The organism is Haloechinothrix salitolerans, assembly GCF_042662605.1.
GTDB lineage: Bacteria > Actinomycetota > Actinomycetes > Mycobacteriales > Pseudonocardiaceae > Haloechinothrix_A > Haloechinothrix_A salitolerans.
In genome coordinates this window covers 1,078,693-1,093,841 of record NZ_JBHSXX010000001.1, presented here as the reverse complement: position 1 = coordinate 1,093,841, position 15,149 = coordinate 1,078,693, and the positions used below count along the sequence as shown (strand labels likewise).

16 protein-coding genes are annotated in these 15,149 nt (G+C 68.1%); 6 read left to right on the top strand and 10 right to left on the bottom strand.

All coding sequences use genetic code 11. The features are described from left to right. Nucleotides 1–20 precede the first annotated feature (20 nt). From ACFQGD_RS05225 to ACFQGD_RS05205, 5 genes are read right to left on the bottom strand one after another with little or no spacing between them, the layout of a single operon-like run. A complete protein-coding gene (locus ACFQGD_RS05225) occupies nucleotides 21–1,013 on the bottom strand; it encodes a bifunctional MaoC family dehydratase N-terminal/OB-fold nucleic acid binding domain-containing protein (protein WP_345395685.1) in 993 nt (330 codons plus the stop codon). After that, complete coding sequence (locus tag ACFQGD_RS05220; RefSeq protein ID WP_345395682.1) at nucleotides 1,010–2,164, bottom strand: acyl-CoA dehydrogenase family protein; 1,155 nt, start codon at nucleotides 2,162–2,164, stop codon at nucleotides 1,010–1,012. The genes ACFQGD_RS05225 and ACFQGD_RS05220 overlap by 4 nt, the downstream gene beginning before the upstream one ends. A gap of 3 nt (nucleotides 2,165–2,167) precedes the next feature. Beyond that, the gene (locus ACFQGD_RS05215; RefSeq protein ID WP_345395679.1) at nucleotides 2,168–3,289 is read right to left on the bottom strand and encodes an acyl-CoA dehydrogenase family protein; all 1,122 of its coding nucleotides are present in this window, start codon (nucleotides 3,287–3,289) and stop codon (nucleotides 2,168–2,170) included. Nucleotides 3,290–3,324: 35 nt separating this feature from the next. After that, nucleotides 3,325–4,740 carry a WS/DGAT/MGAT family O-acyltransferase gene (locus ACFQGD_RS05210; protein ID WP_345395676.1) on the bottom strand — a complete coding sequence of 472 codons (1,416 nt, stop codon included), beginning with the start codon at nucleotides 4,738–4,740 and terminating at the stop codon, nucleotides 3,325–3,327. Nucleotides 4,741–4,783: 43 nt separating this feature from the next. After that, nucleotides 4,784–6,928 carry an acyl-CoA dehydrogenase gene (locus tag ACFQGD_RS05205; protein ID WP_345395673.1) on the bottom strand — a complete coding sequence of 715 codons (2,145 nt, stop codon included), beginning with the start codon at nucleotides 6,926–6,928 and terminating at the stop codon, nucleotides 4,784–4,786. A gap of 146 nt (nucleotides 6,929–7,074) precedes the next feature. Between ACFQGD_RS05205 and kstR the strand changes: the two genes are divergently transcribed. Beyond that, the gene (kstR, locus tag ACFQGD_RS05200; protein WP_345395670.1) at nucleotides 7,075–7,713 is read left to right on the top strand and encodes a cholesterol catabolism transcriptional regulator KstR; all 639 of its coding nucleotides are present in this window, start codon (nucleotides 7,075–7,077) and stop codon (nucleotides 7,711–7,713) included. 11 nt (nucleotides 7,714–7,724) lie between these two features. Here the strand turns inward: kstR and ACFQGD_RS05195 are convergent, their stop codons facing one another. Both ACFQGD_RS05195 and ACFQGD_RS05190 read right to left on the bottom strand, forming a co-directional pair. Beyond that, a complete protein-coding gene (locus ACFQGD_RS05195; protein ID WP_345395667.1) occupies nucleotides 7,725–8,498 on the bottom strand; it encodes a TIGR01458 family HAD-type hydrolase in 774 nt (257 codons plus the stop codon). Nucleotides 8,499–8,507: 9 nt separating this feature from the next. Continuing rightward, nucleotides 8,508–9,179, bottom strand: a complete 672-nt coding sequence (locus tag ACFQGD_RS05190) for a metal-dependent transcriptional regulator (protein ID WP_345395664.1) — start codon at nucleotides 9,177–9,179, stop codon at nucleotides 8,508–8,510. Between the two features lie 100 nt (nucleotides 9,180–9,279). On the opposite strand from ACFQGD_RS05190, the gene ACFQGD_RS05185 reads away from it, so the two are divergent. Both ACFQGD_RS05185 and ACFQGD_RS05180 read left to right on the top strand, forming a co-directional pair. Then, on the top strand, nucleotides 9,280–9,522 hold the full coding sequence (locus tag ACFQGD_RS05185) for a DUF433 domain-containing protein (protein WP_345395662.1): 243 nt from the start codon (nucleotides 9,280–9,282) through the stop codon (nucleotides 9,520–9,522). 9 nt (nucleotides 9,523–9,531) lie between these two features. Continuing rightward, nucleotides 9,532–9,729: a hypothetical protein gene (locus ACFQGD_RS05180; RefSeq protein WP_345395659.1), complete on the top strand. Its 198-nt coding sequence runs from the start codon at nucleotides 9,532–9,534 to the stop codon at nucleotides 9,727–9,729. A gap of 90 nt (nucleotides 9,730–9,819) precedes the next feature. Here the strand turns inward: ACFQGD_RS05180 and ACFQGD_RS05175 are convergent, their stop codons facing one another. Together ACFQGD_RS05175 and ACFQGD_RS05170 are read right to left on the bottom strand one after the other, a co-directional pair. Continuing rightward, nucleotides 9,820–10,260: a GNAT family N-acetyltransferase gene (locus ACFQGD_RS05175; RefSeq protein ID WP_345395657.1), complete on the bottom strand. Its 441-nt coding sequence runs from the start codon at nucleotides 10,258–10,260 to the stop codon at nucleotides 9,820–9,822. Between the two features lie 10 nt (nucleotides 10,261–10,270). Beyond that, complete coding sequence (locus tag ACFQGD_RS05170; protein ID WP_345395655.1) at nucleotides 10,271–11,875, bottom strand: amidohydrolase; 1,605 nt, start codon at nucleotides 11,873–11,875, stop codon at nucleotides 10,271–10,273. An 82-nt stretch (nucleotides 11,876–11,957) separates the two neighbouring features. On the opposite strand from ACFQGD_RS05170, the gene ACFQGD_RS05165 reads away from it, so the two are divergent. The 3 genes from ACFQGD_RS05165 to ACFQGD_RS05155 are packed head-to-tail and all read left to right on the top strand — an operon-like array spanning nucleotide 11,958 to nucleotide 14,922. Then, nucleotides 11,958–12,734 (top strand): enoyl-CoA hydratase/isomerase family protein, encoded by a 777-nt coding sequence (locus tag ACFQGD_RS05165; protein WP_345395653.1) that lies wholly within the window; start codon nucleotides 11,958–11,960, stop codon nucleotides 12,732–12,734. Next, nucleotides 12,731–14,287, top strand: coding sequence for an AMP-binding protein (locus ACFQGD_RS05160; protein WP_345395651.1), 1,557 nt, complete (start codon nucleotides 12,731–12,733; stop codon nucleotides 14,285–14,287). The genes ACFQGD_RS05165 and ACFQGD_RS05160 overlap by 4 nt, the downstream gene beginning before the upstream one ends. Then, complete coding sequence (locus tag ACFQGD_RS05155) at nucleotides 14,278–14,922, top strand: TetR/AcrR family transcriptional regulator (RefSeq protein ID WP_345395649.1); 645 nt, start codon at nucleotides 14,278–14,280, stop codon at nucleotides 14,920–14,922. Before ACFQGD_RS05160 ends, ACFQGD_RS05155 begins: the two co-directional genes overlap by 10 nt. Here ACFQGD_RS05155 and ACFQGD_RS05150 read toward each other — a convergent pair. After that, a complete protein-coding gene (locus ACFQGD_RS05150) occupies nucleotides 14,816–15,133 on the bottom strand; it encodes a hypothetical protein (RefSeq protein ID WP_390183637.1) in 318 nt (105 codons plus the stop codon). The genes ACFQGD_RS05155 and ACFQGD_RS05150 overlap by 107 nt on opposite strands. Between the last annotated feature and the right edge of the window lie 16 nt (nucleotides 15,134–15,149).

Here is a 15,149-nt window from a genome sequence, read left to right as displayed (position 1 = left end):
TTCGGACCTGCGAGCAGTCCTCATGTCTGAGCCTCCCAGGCAGGCAACGTAAGTTCGTCATCGATGCGGAGGAATACCGCGCGCACCGGAAGTCCAATCGCGACCTGGTCTGGCTCCACGTCGATGAGCTCGCCAACCACGCGGACACCCTCATCCAGCTCAACGAGCGCCACGACGAACGGCAGCCGCTTGCCGGGAACCTTCGGGGCGTGGTGGACGACGTAGCTGTAGACCGTCCCAGTGCCGCGCGCGACGACATAATCGGGCTTGGTGTCGAAGTCACCACTGGGATCGACCGGACCAGGCGGATGCCGCAGCGTGTCGCCCCAGCGCTGAATGCGCAGCTCACCGACCCGCGTGCCTTCCCAGAAGAACGCCGTGTCCCTGGATATCACCGGCCGGAGCACCCCGTCGGCGTACTCCGGAGCGTCGATGATGCGCGTGCCTTCCGGGGCCGAGGGGGCCCGGTCGGACTCGGGACGGAACTTGAGGACGCGGAACGTCATCTCAGCGACGGTCTCCTCACCGACCGTCCACATCGTCCGCGTCGTGACGAACCAGCCCTCACCGAGTGCGGTCCGCTTCGGACCGACGACGCTCTCCAGTACGTTCGACGCCGCTACATGTTCGCCAGGCCGTAGATAACGGTGATAGGTCTGCGACGAGTTGGTCGCCACTACCGAGGTGAAACCTTCCTCGTCCAGGGCGAGCATCATCGCACCGAGCGGGTCGTCGGCGGCGCGGGTGCCGTGCAGACCGCGCATCGTCCACACCTGCGCCATCGCCGGTGGCGCGACGAGTCCGTTGTGGCTGGAGGATTCGGCGAACGCGGCGTCCGTGTAGACCGGGTTGGTATCGCCCATGGCCTCAGTCCAGTTGTTCACCATGGCCTGGTTCACCGGGTCCCTGCCGAGCACCGGTGTGGACGGGCCAGCGGCGGCGATGCGGTCGGCCGCCTGCCTGATACGGCGTACCTCCGCGTCGGCCACGGTGTCAGTCGCGTCAGTCGTCATCGGGGCACCCTCGGCAGGTTGAGTCCGGTCATGGCGATCAGTTCCCGTTGGATCTCGTTGACACCGCCACCGAACGTGAGCACCAAATTGCGCTTGGCCTGCATGTCGAGCCAGTCGGCGAGTGCGGCGGTGTCGGGGTCGGAGAAGTCACCGTGACGTGCGACGACGTCCTCCAGCAACGCGCCGAGCCGCTGGATTCGTTCCGACCCGAACACCTTGGTCGCCGAGGCATCGGCGACGTCGACGGGCTTGTCGGCGTCGGCGCTGGCGACCTGCCAGTTGAGCAGCTCGTTGACCCGCTGGGTGGCGCGCGTCTCGGCGAGCGCCGCGGCGACGTCAGGCTGGCCGAGCAAGCCATTCGCGCTCGCCCAGGTGTGTACGCGGTCGTACACGGCGCCGATGCGTCCCGCTGGCCCGAGCATGACGCGCTCGTGGTTGAGCTGTGATGTGATCAGCTTCCAACCCTTGTCCTGCTCACCGACCAGCCGGTTCACCGGCACCCGCACGTCGGTGTAGTAGGTCGCGTTGACGTGGTGCGCGCCGTCGCACGTGATGATGGGCGTCCAGCTGTATCCGGGATCGCTGGTGTCGACGATCAGGATCGAGATGCCCTTGTGCCTCGGCGCGTCCATATTGGTCCGGACGGCGAGCCAGATGTAGTCCGCGTCATGAGCACCCGTAGTGAAGATCTTCTGTCCATTGACGACGTAGTGGTCACCATCGCGGACCGCGGTCGTCCGCAGTGCCGCCAGATCGGTGCCCGCGTCCGGCTCGCTGTAGCCGATCGCGAAGTGCACCTCGCCCGCGAGGATCTTCGGCAGGAAGTAGTCCTTTTGCTCTCGCGTGCCGTACACCTGCAACGTCGGGCCAACGGTCTGCAGCGTCACCGATGGCAGCTGGACGTCCGCACGGGACGCCTCGTCCACGAAGATGTGTTGCTCGACGGGACCGAAGCCATGGCCGCCGTACTCGACGGGCCAGCCGACGCCGAGCCAGCCATCCCGCCCCATCCGGCGCACCACCTCGCGGAACACCGGACCGTGCCGTTCGGTGCGCATCACGGCGCGTTCGTCCGCGGTCATCAGCCCCGCGAAATACTCACGCAGCTCGTCGCGCAGCGCGCGCTGGTCGTCGGTGAGGTCGATGTGCACGCCTCAGCGCTCCTTTCCCGCGAGCGTGTCGAGCGAGTGCCCCGCACCGCCGAGGAAGCGAGCGAGATCCTTGAGCGTCGCGTAGTGGCGGTGCAGCGGATAGGTGACATCGACGCCGAGTCCGCCGTGCAGGTGGTGACAGGTGCGCGCTGCTGGTAACGCCTCCGTGGTGAGCCAGTAGGTCGCGACGTCGATGTCCTCGGTGGCGTCGCGCCCGGTGGCGAGCCGCCAGATCGCCGACGCCGTGGACAGCTCGACGGTGCGGGCCGCGATGTAGACGTCGGCGATCTGCTGCGCGACGGCTTGGAACGTGGCGAGCGGCTTGCCGAACTGGTGGCGGGTACGCAGGTGCTCGGTGGTCAATTCCAGCGCACCCGCGAGTGCGCCGCTACCGAGCGCGAGCGCCGCCGCGACGCCGTTGTTGCGCAGCGCCGCGGCGGCGACGCCGGTCGTGTCGGTGCCGAGCGGTTCGGCGGGCGCGTCGGCCAGCGTCAGAGTGTGCTCCGGAGAGCCCGTCGACGTCGGTGTGCTGGTTACGGTGACGCCCTCGGCCTGCGGGTCGAGTAGGAAGACGCCGACACCGTCCGGTGTCGTGGCGGTGACGAGGACGCGGTGGGCTTGCATCGCGTCGGGCACGGACGTCTTGGTGCCGGTGAGTCGCCACCCTGAAGTGGATCTTGAGGCATTTTGGTCGTCATAGCGACCAGAACGTCTCAACATCGAAGAGGCCGTGGTCGCGGGCCGTGCTGGCAATGGCGCGCCCGGCTCGCTCACCGCCGCGGTCAGCAGCGTGGTGCCATCACCGACCGAGGGCAACAACGCATCGCGTTGCTCGGCGGTGCCGTGCTGAGCGACCGTCAGCGCGCCGAGCGCCAACGTCGGGAGCGCGGGCACGGCCGCGGCGCGCCGCCCCACCTCGGTGAGCAGCGCAGCGAGCTCGCCGATGCCAAGTCCGTCGCCGTCCAGGTCGGTGGGCAGGACCAGCGACAGCAGGCCCGCCTTCGACAGCGCGGACCACGCCCGCTCGTCGTAGCCATCACCGGTCGTGGGGTCGCATTCGGCGCGCAAGACGTCGCCCGCGAGCCCGGAGATCGCCAGCGCGATCTCGTCTTGACCGAAGTCCACCCGCTCTCCTCACACCACGAAAACTGGAACATGTTCTAGTCTCTACCAGAACCCCCGTCCGTGGCAAGTTCCGCGGCCGCCACTAGTTCAGCCAATGCGGCGGGGATCGCGTCGGCGAGCGGCCACAGGTCGTTCGCCTGATTGCGCGCCGCGATCAGTCCGACGTCGACCCGTCCCGCCAGCGACACCACGGTGATGTTCAGTCCCGCGCCGTGGAACACCGGCCCGAACGGATACATACCGGTGATCCGCGCGCCGAGCAGGTACAGCGGCATCGGTGGGCCCGGCACGTTGGAGATCACCAGGTTGTGGACAACCGGGTGTTTCTCGGCAAGCCGCAGCGCCGAGTACGCGCGCACCGCGAGACCGAAGGTCATCGGCGCGGCGAACTGTGCCCAGTCCTGCAGCAGGTCGGCCGGGATCGACTCATGGTGCCGCTTGGCCTTGCGGTTGCTCTCGCCGAGATCACGCAGCCGCGCGACCGGATCAGCCAGCTGCGTCGGCAACGACGCGAACCAGGTGGACACCTTGTTGGAGCCGTGATCCGAGCGCTGGCTGCGTTCCCGCACCGAAACCGGAACCGTGGCCAGCAGCGGCCTGTCCGGTAGTTCGTCATACTCGGCGAGGAACGTCCGCAACGCCCCCGAACAGACCGCGAGCACGACGTCGTTCACCGTGACACCAAAGGCGTTCTTCACCCGCTTGACGTCGTCAAGCGGAAGATCGACGTGGGCGACACTTCGGTCGCCGCTGATGGTGCCGTTGAACGACGTCCTCGGCGCGGTGAACGGCAGCCGCATACCCTCACCACGCAGCGAGCGCGCGATGAACGACGGGGCGAGCCCCAGAAGTTCCGGGAGCAACCGCGCCAGCTCGACAGGCTTGCGAACGAACCCCGCCAACCCCGCACCGATGACATCGGTCACATTGGGTGGAGCGATGTCCTCCGGCGGCGGCTCCGGCAGCGGCGCGTCCGGTTCGAGACTCGCCAGATACGAAATCAGGTTCGCGCCGCTGACACCGTCGATGCCCGCGTGGTGCAGTTTCGCGATCACCGCGAGCTGACCATCGGCAGCCCCCTCTACGACGTGCATTTCCCACAGCGGCCGATCTCGGGACATCGGCGTGCCCGCGACCTCCGCGCACAGCGCGTCGAGTTGCTCCCTGCCACCTGGCGCGGGCAGTTCGACACGAAACACATGGTTGTCGACGTCGAACTCCTCGTCGGCCACCCACACGGGATGGTCCAGATTGAACGGCGTGCTGTAGAGCTTGCGGCGAAACACCGGAATCCGCGCGCACCGGTCCGCGAGTCGCCGTACGAACGCGTCGACCGTGTGATCACCAGGTACGGTGGACGGGTCGAGCGTGAGCAGCGCGCATACGTGCTGCAACTGCTGGGGCGTCTCGAGGTACAAAAAGCTGGCGTCGAGTCCGGTGAGTCGCTGCATACCAGCGATTATACGCACAAAACTAGAACATGTTCTAGTTTTGTCACCCCCGAGGTAACCCCAGCAGCCGCTCCGCCGCGACGTTGCGCAACACCTCCGTGGTCCCGCCCGCGATGCTCAGGCAGCGGCTGAGTAGGAACTCGTGCTGGACGTCGTGTGTGGCGGGTTCGCCGGCAAGCCCAGCGGGACCGAGCAGGTCCAACGCGAACTCGGCGACGTCTTGCCGATGCCGCACGCCGATCAGCTTCCGCACGCTGGACTCCGCGCCCTGGCCCTGCTCGGCGAGCTGGCTCAGCACCGAGCGCAGGTCGAGCAGCGCGCACGCGGCGCCGTCCACGATCAACCGCCCGACCTCGGCGAGGTCGGTGTCCTCCCGCACCAGCGTGAGCAGTCGCTCCAGACTCTCGCCGAGCGACGAGTCACTCATCGCGACCCGCTCGTTCGCCAGCGTGGTCCGCGCGAGGCGCCAGCCGTCACCAGGGTCGCCGACGACGTTCGCGTCCGGCACGAACACGCTGGTCAAGAAGACCTCGTTGAACCGCTCCTCGCCGGTGATCTCCCGCAGCGGCCGGGTCTCGATACCGGGCGAGCGCATGTCGACCAGGAAGTACGTGATGCCCTTGTGCTTGGGGACCTCGTGGTCGGTGCGCGCGAGGCAGATCGCCCAGTCGGCCTCGCGCGCGAGCGACGTCCACACCTTCTGCCCGGTCAGCAGCCAGCCGCCGTCGGTGCGTTCCGCGACAGTGCGCAGCGACGCCAGGTCGGAGCCCGCTTCCGGTTCGCTGAACAGCTGGCACCAGCTCAGCTCGCCGCGCAACGTCGGCATCAAGAACCGGTCGCGCTGGTCGTCGGTGCCGTGGCGCAGGATCGTCGCGGTGGCCCACCCGCCAATGACCAGGTCGGGACGGTCGACGCCCGCCCGGTCGAGTGCGGCGTCGATGGTCAGCTGCAGTGCGGGCGACGCGTCGAGCCCGTACGGCTTGGGCCAGTGCGGCATCAGGTAGCCGGTCTCGGCGAGCATCCCCCTGCGATGCTCGGCGGGGGCAGCGGCGATCTGGTCGACATCCGCGCGCACACGCTCGGCAGTGGCCGCGTCCGCACCGTGTTCGCGCAGGTCAACGCCCAGCTCGCGGCGGGTGCCCGCCAAGGCAAGCCGAGCGGCACGACGTCGCCATGTCGCGCTACCGCCGAGCCACTGCCGCAATGCGACGGCGCGCCGCAGGTAAAGGTGGGCATCGTGCTCCCAGGTGAACCCGATACCGCCGAGAACCTGGACGCAGTCCTTGGCATTATCGACGGCGGCGTCGAGAGCGCCCGCGGCCGCCACCGCGGCCGCGAAGGCGCGCTGATCCGTATCGCCGCCGTCGGCGACACGAGCGGCGTCCCACGCCAGTGCCGCGGCTTGTTCCGCCCGACACAGCATCGTGGCGCACAGTTGCTTGACCGCCTGGAAGGTGCCGATCTTGACGCCGAACTGCTCCCGCACGCGAGCATACTCACTCGCGGTCCGCAAGCACCATGCCGCGACGCCGGACGCCTCCGCCGCGGCGAGGCCAGCAGCGAAGTCCCGCACGTCCGAGGTGCCTGGCAGCACCGCGGTCGGTGGCAGGACGACGTCGTCCAGATGGACACGGGCGACGCTCCGGCTCAGGTCGAGGGAATCCAGGCGTTCGATTCTGGCGGTACCGGGCGAGACGACACACCACCGCCGCTCGCCGTCGACGTCGGCGGGAAGGAGCAGCACGGCGTCGACGTCCGCGCCGGGAAGCAGTCCCGCATCACCGGACAGCCGGACGCCCTCGGACGTCGAAACGCCGGTGACCGTCGCGGGATCTAGCGCGACTGCCGCCCACGACGTCCCCGCGACCAGGCCGGGCACGAGTTCCTTGGCCAGCGCGGCGTCCGCGTGGTGACCGAGAAACGCGGCGGCGAGCATCGTGGGCAGCACCGGTCCCGGCACGAGCACCTCGGCCGCGGCCTCCAACCCGGCGGCGGCGTCGGCGACGCTGGCGCCTGCCCCGCCGAGGTCGTCGGGAACCGCGATGCCGAACAGCCCGATGTCGGCCAACCCAGCCCAGGTGCGCTCGGGAGCGGCATCACGCGCGGCCTCGACGGGGTGGGACCGCTTGGCCCACTCCCGGATGGAGTCGGCGAGCGCGCGCTGGGTGTCGGTGATGGCGATTGGCACGGGTTCCTCCTCGACGACGTCAACCACCTCAGAGTAGAACGTGTTCTATCTTGGTGTCGACTACGGCATCCCGTGCGGAGTGCCGGGCCTCAGGTAAGCTGCTCCCGACAACCTGTAACAGGTTCCGACGAACGGGGAGCCAGCGGATGCCACCGAAGCCGCCACAAGCGACGAACAGCACCAGCATGGCCACGCCATCAAGCGAGGAACTCGGATCGGCGGCGCAGCGCGAACGCCGCAAGCGAATCATCGACGCCACGCTCGCGCTGGCGGCGAAGGGTGGCTACGACGCGGTGCAGATGCGCGCGGTGGCGGACAAGGCCGATGTCGCGCTGGGCACGCTGTATCGGTACTTCCCTTCCAAGGTGCACCTGCTGGTCGCGGGCTTGTCCCGGGAGTTCCAGCGGGCGAGCGAAAAGCTCGACCGCACCAAGATTCCCGGCGACACTCCCGCGGAGCGGCTGCTGTTCGTACTCGGCCGCAACACCCGCATGCTACAGCGCGACCCGCACCTCACCGAAGCGATGGTGCGCGCGTTCATGTTCGCCGACACCACCGCCGCCGCCGAGGTGGAGCAAGTCGGCAAGCTGATGGAGAGCATGTTCGCCCGCGCGATGGGCAAGGACGAGCCCACCGAGCGGGACAGCGTCATCTTCCACATGATCGCGGACGTCTGGATGGCGAACCTGGTGGCGTGGGTGACGCGCCGCGCGTCCGCCACCGACGTCCAGCACCGGCTGGAACTGTCGGTACGGCTGCTACTGGAAGGCCGCGACGAGGACTGACGCGGCGTCATTCACCGCATCGAGCCCAGCAGGTCCGGCAGGTCGGCGAACGAATCGATCACATGGTCCGGGGTGCCGTCGGCTCGCGCGTGCGTCTCCGGCAGGTACTTGCCCGTCTTGACGAGTACCCCGGTGAGCCCGGCCCGCTGCGCGGCCAGGACGTCGGACTCGATGTCGTCGCCGACCATCATCGCGTCCTCGGCGGCGACGTCGATCAGCCGTAACGCGCTGGCGAAGAAGCTCGGCGCCGGTTTGCCCACGACGTCCGCCTCGACCCGCGCCGCCTGCTCCAGTCCAGCCAGGAAGGCCCCTGTATCGAGCTGGAGGCCAGCGTCGGTGCGCCAGAACAGGTTGCGCTGCATCGCCACCAGCCGCGCGCCCCGCCGCACGTGTTCGAAAGCCGTGTTGAGCGCGTCGTAGGAGAACTCCGGCCCCGCGCCGCCGACGAGGACGACGTCCGGTGCGCCGTCGGTCACGACGTCGAACCCCGCGAGATCCTCGCTGATGTCACCGCTGTTGAGCACGAGGCAGCGGGCGCCGGGAAAGTGCTCGGCCACGTAGGCCGCGGTGGCGACCGGAGCGGTGACGACATCGTCGATGCTCACGTCGAACCCGGCGTCGACCAGGGTGTCCGCTATCCAGCGACGGGAGCGCGATGTCGTGTTGGTGACCAGCTTCAGCGGGTAGCCAGCGCGGCGCAGCCACGCGAGCGCGTCGACCGCGCCTGGCAGCGGGCGCCACGAAACCGTGAGCACCCCGTCGATGTCGATCAGCACGCCACGCATCGCAGGCCCCTACAGCAGCGCCACCGAGAGTGCTTGCGCGATCTCCTTGCCGAGCGCGTGGGTGTCAGTGCCGACCTTAACCACGAGTGGCCCGCCGAACGGCTGGCGCTCGACGACCTCGATGCGCTCCCCGAGCCCGATCCGCCGGTCGGCGAGGTAGCGCAGCAGGTCGGGATCGGTATCCCACACCCGGACGATCTCCCCCACGGCGCCGGGTTCCAGCTCGTCGAGGATGCGGGTCGACATCTCCTCCACGCTGCCGTCGGCGGACGGGATCGGGTCGCCGTGCGGGTCACGCACCGGGTTACCGAGCTTCGCCGCGATGCGGTCGACCAGCAGGTCGGAGACGGCGTGTTCCAGCGCGTCGGCCTCGGCATGCACCTCGTCCCACGTGTAGCCCAGTTCGGAGACCAGGTACGACTCGATCAGGCGGTGCCTGCGCAGCACAGAACGCGCCAGCTTCATCCCTTCCGGTGTCAACCCGATGCCCTTGTAGGGGACGTGCGCGACGAGCCCCTGCTGCGAGAGCTTGGTCACCATGCCCGACGCTGAGGACGGGCTCACCTCGAGCCGTGAGGACAACGTGTTGTTGGTGACCTCCTCACCACGCTCGGCGAGGCCGTAGATGACCCGGACGTAGTCCTCGATCGAGGCCGAACGCCGCTGCAACCGATCCTGCATACCCCTACGATACGGCCCTGGTCATCCGGTGATGTGCGGCCGTGTGCGCGACATGCGGCTTGGTGCGCGACATGCGGCCTGGTACGCGCACCATGAGCGCATGGCGGATTCACACCTCGACAGGATCACGGTCGACCCACACAAGCTGGGTGGCAAACCGTGTATTCGAGGCCTGCGCATCTCCGTGGGGATGATCGTGCAGATGTTGGCCGCAGGGAAGACCACGGAGCAGATCCTCGCTGAGTACCCGTACCTGGAGATCGAAGACGTCCGGCAGTCACTCGCCTACTCTGCCGCGCTCGCGGAGAACGAGTTCCACCTCGAGCTCAAGCAACCGGCGTGAAGTTCCTCGTTGACGAGAAACCTGGCCCACAGCAAGGCCCACGCGCCGTCGGTGATCTTGGTGCGCGAGCTGCTGTCCTTGGCCGTCGAGCGGCAGGGCGCACTGCTGGCGGCGAACATGTCAGCCCTCCGCGACATTCTCATCAAGGGCGCTGTGGTCGTGTTCTCTCAAGATGACATCCGAGTGCGGCCGCTACCGATCGGCTGACGCAGCGCCGCCCTGCCAGCGCCTCCACCCGGCCAGCGCCGATTCGTTCCCGATTTGCCCGACCTCAGTGAGCCCAGCGGGTGACCGCTGTCAGAGCTGCCAGCGGTACTGCACCCACCCGGTGACCGGCACCGCGCCAAGCTGTGCGTAGAACGCCGTCGCCTTGTCGTTGCCCTCGCGCATCTCCCACTCGACCCGACCGTCGGTGCGCTCGCGCAGGGCGGCCATCAGCTCCGCGGCCAGCCCCTGACGTCGATAGGCGGGCCGGACAAACAGGTCATCCATCCAGATTCCGGGCTTGCCCTCCCACGTCGACAACGTCGACCAGCAGAACGCGAACCCAGCCACCGCGTCGGCGTCGTCGTCTGGATGAGCGATCAACACCCACGCCTTCGGGTCAACTCCGAACAGATGCTCCGCCATCGCGGCGCGGTCCAGCCGCAGGTCGTCTTTGCCCTCGTACGCGGCGTGCTCCTCGATGAGCGAGCAGATCTCGTCGACGTCGTCGCGTGTCGCGTCCCGTACGGCCATCGGTCCTCCCTCAGCTCTCGTAGACGATCGCACCATCGATGGCGGTGGCCAGCACCCTGGCGTCAGCAAGGCCGTCCTCGTCGGTGGGATCGGCGGACAGCGCTACGAAGTCGGCGCACTTCCCGATGTCGAGCGTGCCGAAGTCGCGCTCCGCGAAGGTGGCGTATGCCGATCCGTAGGTGTAGGCCCGGAGCGCTTCGCGCGCGGTTATCCGCTCGTCCGGCGCGAGCACGTGCCCGGTCGGCGTGCGACGGTGCACCATGTCGGCCATGCCGAGCAGCGGCGCGCCGTTCACGACAGGACGGTCGGAGCTACCCGGCACCACGCACCCGGCGTCGAGGAAGCCGCGCTGCCGGTAGCACCACGCCTCCCACCCCGGACCTAGCGCGGCGCGCATTCCCTCGCCGATCTCGTTGACGAATCGTCCCTGTGGCACCGGAATGACCCCCAGCTCGGCGACCCGCCGCAGGTCGGGCTGGTCGATGACGGCGCAGTGCTCGATGCGATGCCGGTGGTCGGCGCGCGGGAACTCAGCCAGCGCGGCCGCGTAGGCGTCGAGCACGACCGAGATCGCGCGATCGCCGATGGCGTGCGTCGCGATCTGCCAACCGGACCGATGGGCACGCCGGACGATTTCCGGGATCTTGTCCTCGGCGGTCTGGAAGTAGCCCCTGTTGTTGGTTTCGCCCGCGAACGGCTCGTGCATCGCGCAGGTGCGCCCGACGAGCGAGCCGTCGGAGAACAGCTTCATCGGCCCGATCCGCAGCCAGTCGTCGCCGAACCCGGTGCGCAGACCCAGGTCAAGGCCGAACTCGACATCGTCGCCGTCGCCGTGCTCAAGCGGGTGTAGCGAGTCGGCGGCGATCATCAACGTCGTGCGCACCCGCAGCCTGCCCGCGTCCCGCGCCCGCTGGTACGCGGCGAGTTCGATGGGTGTGTTGCCGACGAGGCCACGCCCTATGCCCGCCTCCTGCACACTAGTGATGCCCTCGGTGAGGTACTGCTGACCAGCACGATCGATGCCGCGTTCGACATCAGCCAGCGGCACCGGATACAGCAGCGGATCAAGCAGCCGTTGCGCCTGCTCACGCAGCAAGCCGGTCGGTTCGGCGCCCTCGCTGACGACGTCGCCGCCAGCCGGCACGTTCGCGAGGTCGAGTTGGCTCAACACCAGCGAGTTGACCACGCACATGTGACCGGTGGTGTGCTTCAGTTTGATGTGGTGCTTCGGTGCGGCTCGGTCGAGGCCGTACCGGTCGGGGTGCTTACCAAGCTTGGTCTGGTCGTAGCCGCGGCCTACGATCCACGTGCCCGCCGGCTGCTCGGGGGCCCGCGCGGCGACGGCGGCGTAGATGTCGTCCAGGCTGGCACAGCTCGCCTCGCTGACGTCGAGTTCGTCAAGGCCCATGCCGTACCAGGCCATGTGGTTGTGCGCGTCGTGGAAACCGGGCACGACGGTGGCGCCGCCGAGGTCGACGGTCCGTGCCGCGCTCAGTTCGCGCGCCGCGTGACCCAGCGCGACGATCCTCCCGCCGTGCACGGCCATCGCGTCGACCGGCACGAAGTCTTCGCCGGTCAGCACCCTCGCCCCGGTGTAGACCGCGTCCACCCGCATTGATGCACCCCCGCTCCGTGTCCTGATCGCTGTCGGCTCAAACCTAGCCGACCGATCGTTCGATCGTCTAGGCTTGGGTGTCATGGCGTCAGTTGACTCAGCGCGCACGGTCGCGATCGACATCACCGACGGCGTCGCCGTGGTCTCGCTCGACCGGCCACACCGGCTCAACGCGGTCGTACCCACGCTCGTCGACGACTTGATCGCGCGGCTGGACGAGATCGCGGCGCGAGAGGACGTGCGCGCCGTCGTGCTGGCAGGCAACGGGAGGGCGTTCTGTGCTGGGCACGACCTCAAGGAATCGACACCCGCCGGAGATTCCCGAGGCAGGATCGAGCGCATTCAGCACGTCACGCGGCGACTGCGGGCGCTGCCCCAACCGGTGATCGCGGCGGCTCACGGTTACGCGATCGGGGCAGGCGCCGAGTTCGCGCTCAGCTGTGATCTGGTGGTCGCCGCCGAAGACGCGGTGTTCGCGTTTCCGGAGGCAGGGCTCGGGCTCAGCGTCACCGGCGGCGCGTCCCGGCTGCTGCCGTTGCTGGTCGGGCCGGTACGGGCGAAGGAGCTGCTACTACTTGGGGAGCGCATCGGCGCCCAACGCGCGATGGAGATGGGTCTGGTCAACCGCGTCGTCGCCACCGATGAACTGCGGGGTACCGCAGTCGACATGGCCCGCGAGCTCGCTGGCAAACCATCGTATGCGGTCACGTTGGTGAAGCGGGCCGTCGACGCCGGCATCGACGCCTCACTAGAGGCGGCATTGGAACTCGAAGTCACACACGCCTTGCTGACCGAGAACACGGCGCACGTCGCCGCGTCGGCGGGGCGATTCCGCGAGCGGGGCACGGAGGGGACATGACGACGCTCGCCGAGATCGACGACCTGTCCGCGCTGGTCAGGAGGGCAGCGAGACGATGGCCGGACCGCACGGCGTGGGTGTTCGACGAAACCGGCACGTCACTGACGTTCGACGACGTGGCGCGGCGGAGTGCGCGGCTCGCGGGAGTGCTGGCCAGTCACGGGATCACAGCTGGTGATCGGGTGGCCGTGATGCTGCGGAACCGGCCCGAGTTCCCGTTGCTGTGGCTGGCGCTCGCCCGCGTCGGCGCGGCGATCGTGCCGATCAACACCAACTACCGCGAGATCGACGGCGGGCACGTCATCGCGCACTCTGGCGCGCGGCTGGCGGTGGTGGAACCTGAGTTCACTGATCTGCTTGCGCGTATCCAGCCCAAGACGTCCGTAGAACGGGTACTGACACCGGACGACATCGGCTCGACGTCCGCGGCTTCCACGACCGGCGCCTCCGACGTCGCCGCCGTACCCGAGCGTCCGGTGAACATCCAGTACACGTCGGGCACCACGGGCGCGCCGAAGGGCTGCGTACTGCCGCACCGCTACTGGCTGACCCTGGTTCGCGACCTGGTGTTCGACTTTCCGTCCATTGGCGACTCCGACACCATCATCACCGCACAGCCGTTCCACTACATCGATCCGCAATGGAACGTCGCGCTGGGACTCGCGTCGGGTGCGACCCTCGTCGTGCTGGACCGGTTCCACCCGTCGACGTTCTGGCAGAAGGTGCGCGAATACGACGTCACCTGGTTCTACTGCTTAGGCCTGATGCCGACGCTGCTGCTGCGGCAACCTGAGCACCCCGACGACCGCCACCACCGCGTCAGGGCGATCCACGCCTCAGCCATTCCCCACGACCTGCACGCCGCCCTGGAACAGCGCTGGGGCGTACCGTGGTATGAAGCGTTCGGGATGACCGAGACCGGAGCCGACATCAGGATGTCCGAAACCGATCACGACGCGCTGGTCGGTTCCGGCTGCCTCGGCAGGTCCACCCGCGGCCGGGAAGCCGTCATCCTCGGCGAGGATGGTCTACCGCTGCCACGCGGCGAGCTCGGCGAGCTGGCGCTTCGGGGCACCGGGCTGATGCTGCGCTACCACGACGACCCCGAGGCGACAGAACGTGCGTTTCGGGGCGGCTGGTTCCACACTGGTGACCTGGCCACCATGGACGAGCAAGGCCGGGTGTACTACGTGGGCAGGACCAAGGACATGATCCGGCGTAGCGGCGAGAATGTCTCTGCCGACGAGGTGGAACGGACACTGTGCCAGCATCCTGGAGTCTCCCTCGCCGCCGTGATCGCCGTACCGGACGATGTACGCGGCGAGGAGATCAAGGCGTTCGTCGTCCCCTCTGGTGACGCGGAACCGAAGCCGGACGCTCTCGCGGAGTTCTGCTCGTCCAAACTGGCCTACTTCAAAGTGCCCCGCTTCTGGTCTGTTGTGGACTCTTTGCCGATGACACCGTCCGAGCGAGTCGCGAAAGGACAATTGCGGGGCGACGATGGCGACGCGCTCGCACGAACTTACGACAGGGTGGAGCGAACATGGCGGTAAACCCGACCCAGACCCGTATACGCAACGCCGCGATCCGGCTGTTCGCGAAGAAGGGCTTCCACGGTGTCGGCATCCGGGAACTGGCGCAGGCGGCGAAGGTGTCACCAGCGAGCCTGTACCACTACATCGGCAGCAAGGAAGAACTGCTCGCCGACATCATGTGGGAAAGCTTGGAACGGCTGCTGTCCGCCGCGATGCTGGCGACGACCGACGTAGCCGACCCGCGCGAGAAGCTAGGAAGGCTAGTCACCCTGCACGTAGTCGCGCACGCGGTGCAATCCAAGGAAACGGCCGTCGTCGACAACGAGCTTCGCTCGCTCGCACCGAAGCTGCGCAAGCGGGTAATCGACAAGCGCGACGCGTACGAGCAGTTGTGGGCGGAGACGATCGAGCAAGGCGCGGAGGCCGGCCTGTTCCGGTCGGACCACGACGGCCTCGCCCGCAGGGCGCTGCTGGAGATGTGCAGCGGCGTCGCACGGTGGTACTCCACCAAGGGCGAGATCAAGCTCGACACGCTCGCCAGCGAGTTCACCGACATCGCACTGCGCTCCCTCGGTACCGGCGAGGCCCCGCCGCAACCCGACATGGATCGCTGCCGCACCATCGTGAAATACACCTGGGGCACCAAAGTGTGACCCCGCACACCGTGTCCGACGTTCCCGACACCGTGTCCTGCGTTCCCGACGCTGTGTCCGACGTTCCCGACGCTGTGTCCGACGTTCCCGACACCGTGTCCTGCGTTCCCGACGCCGTGTCCGACGTTCCCGACACCGTGTCCTGCGTTCCCGACGCCGTGTCCGACGTTCCCGACACCGTGTCCTGCGTTCCCGACGCTGTGTTTGGCATCGGACACGACCCCCGT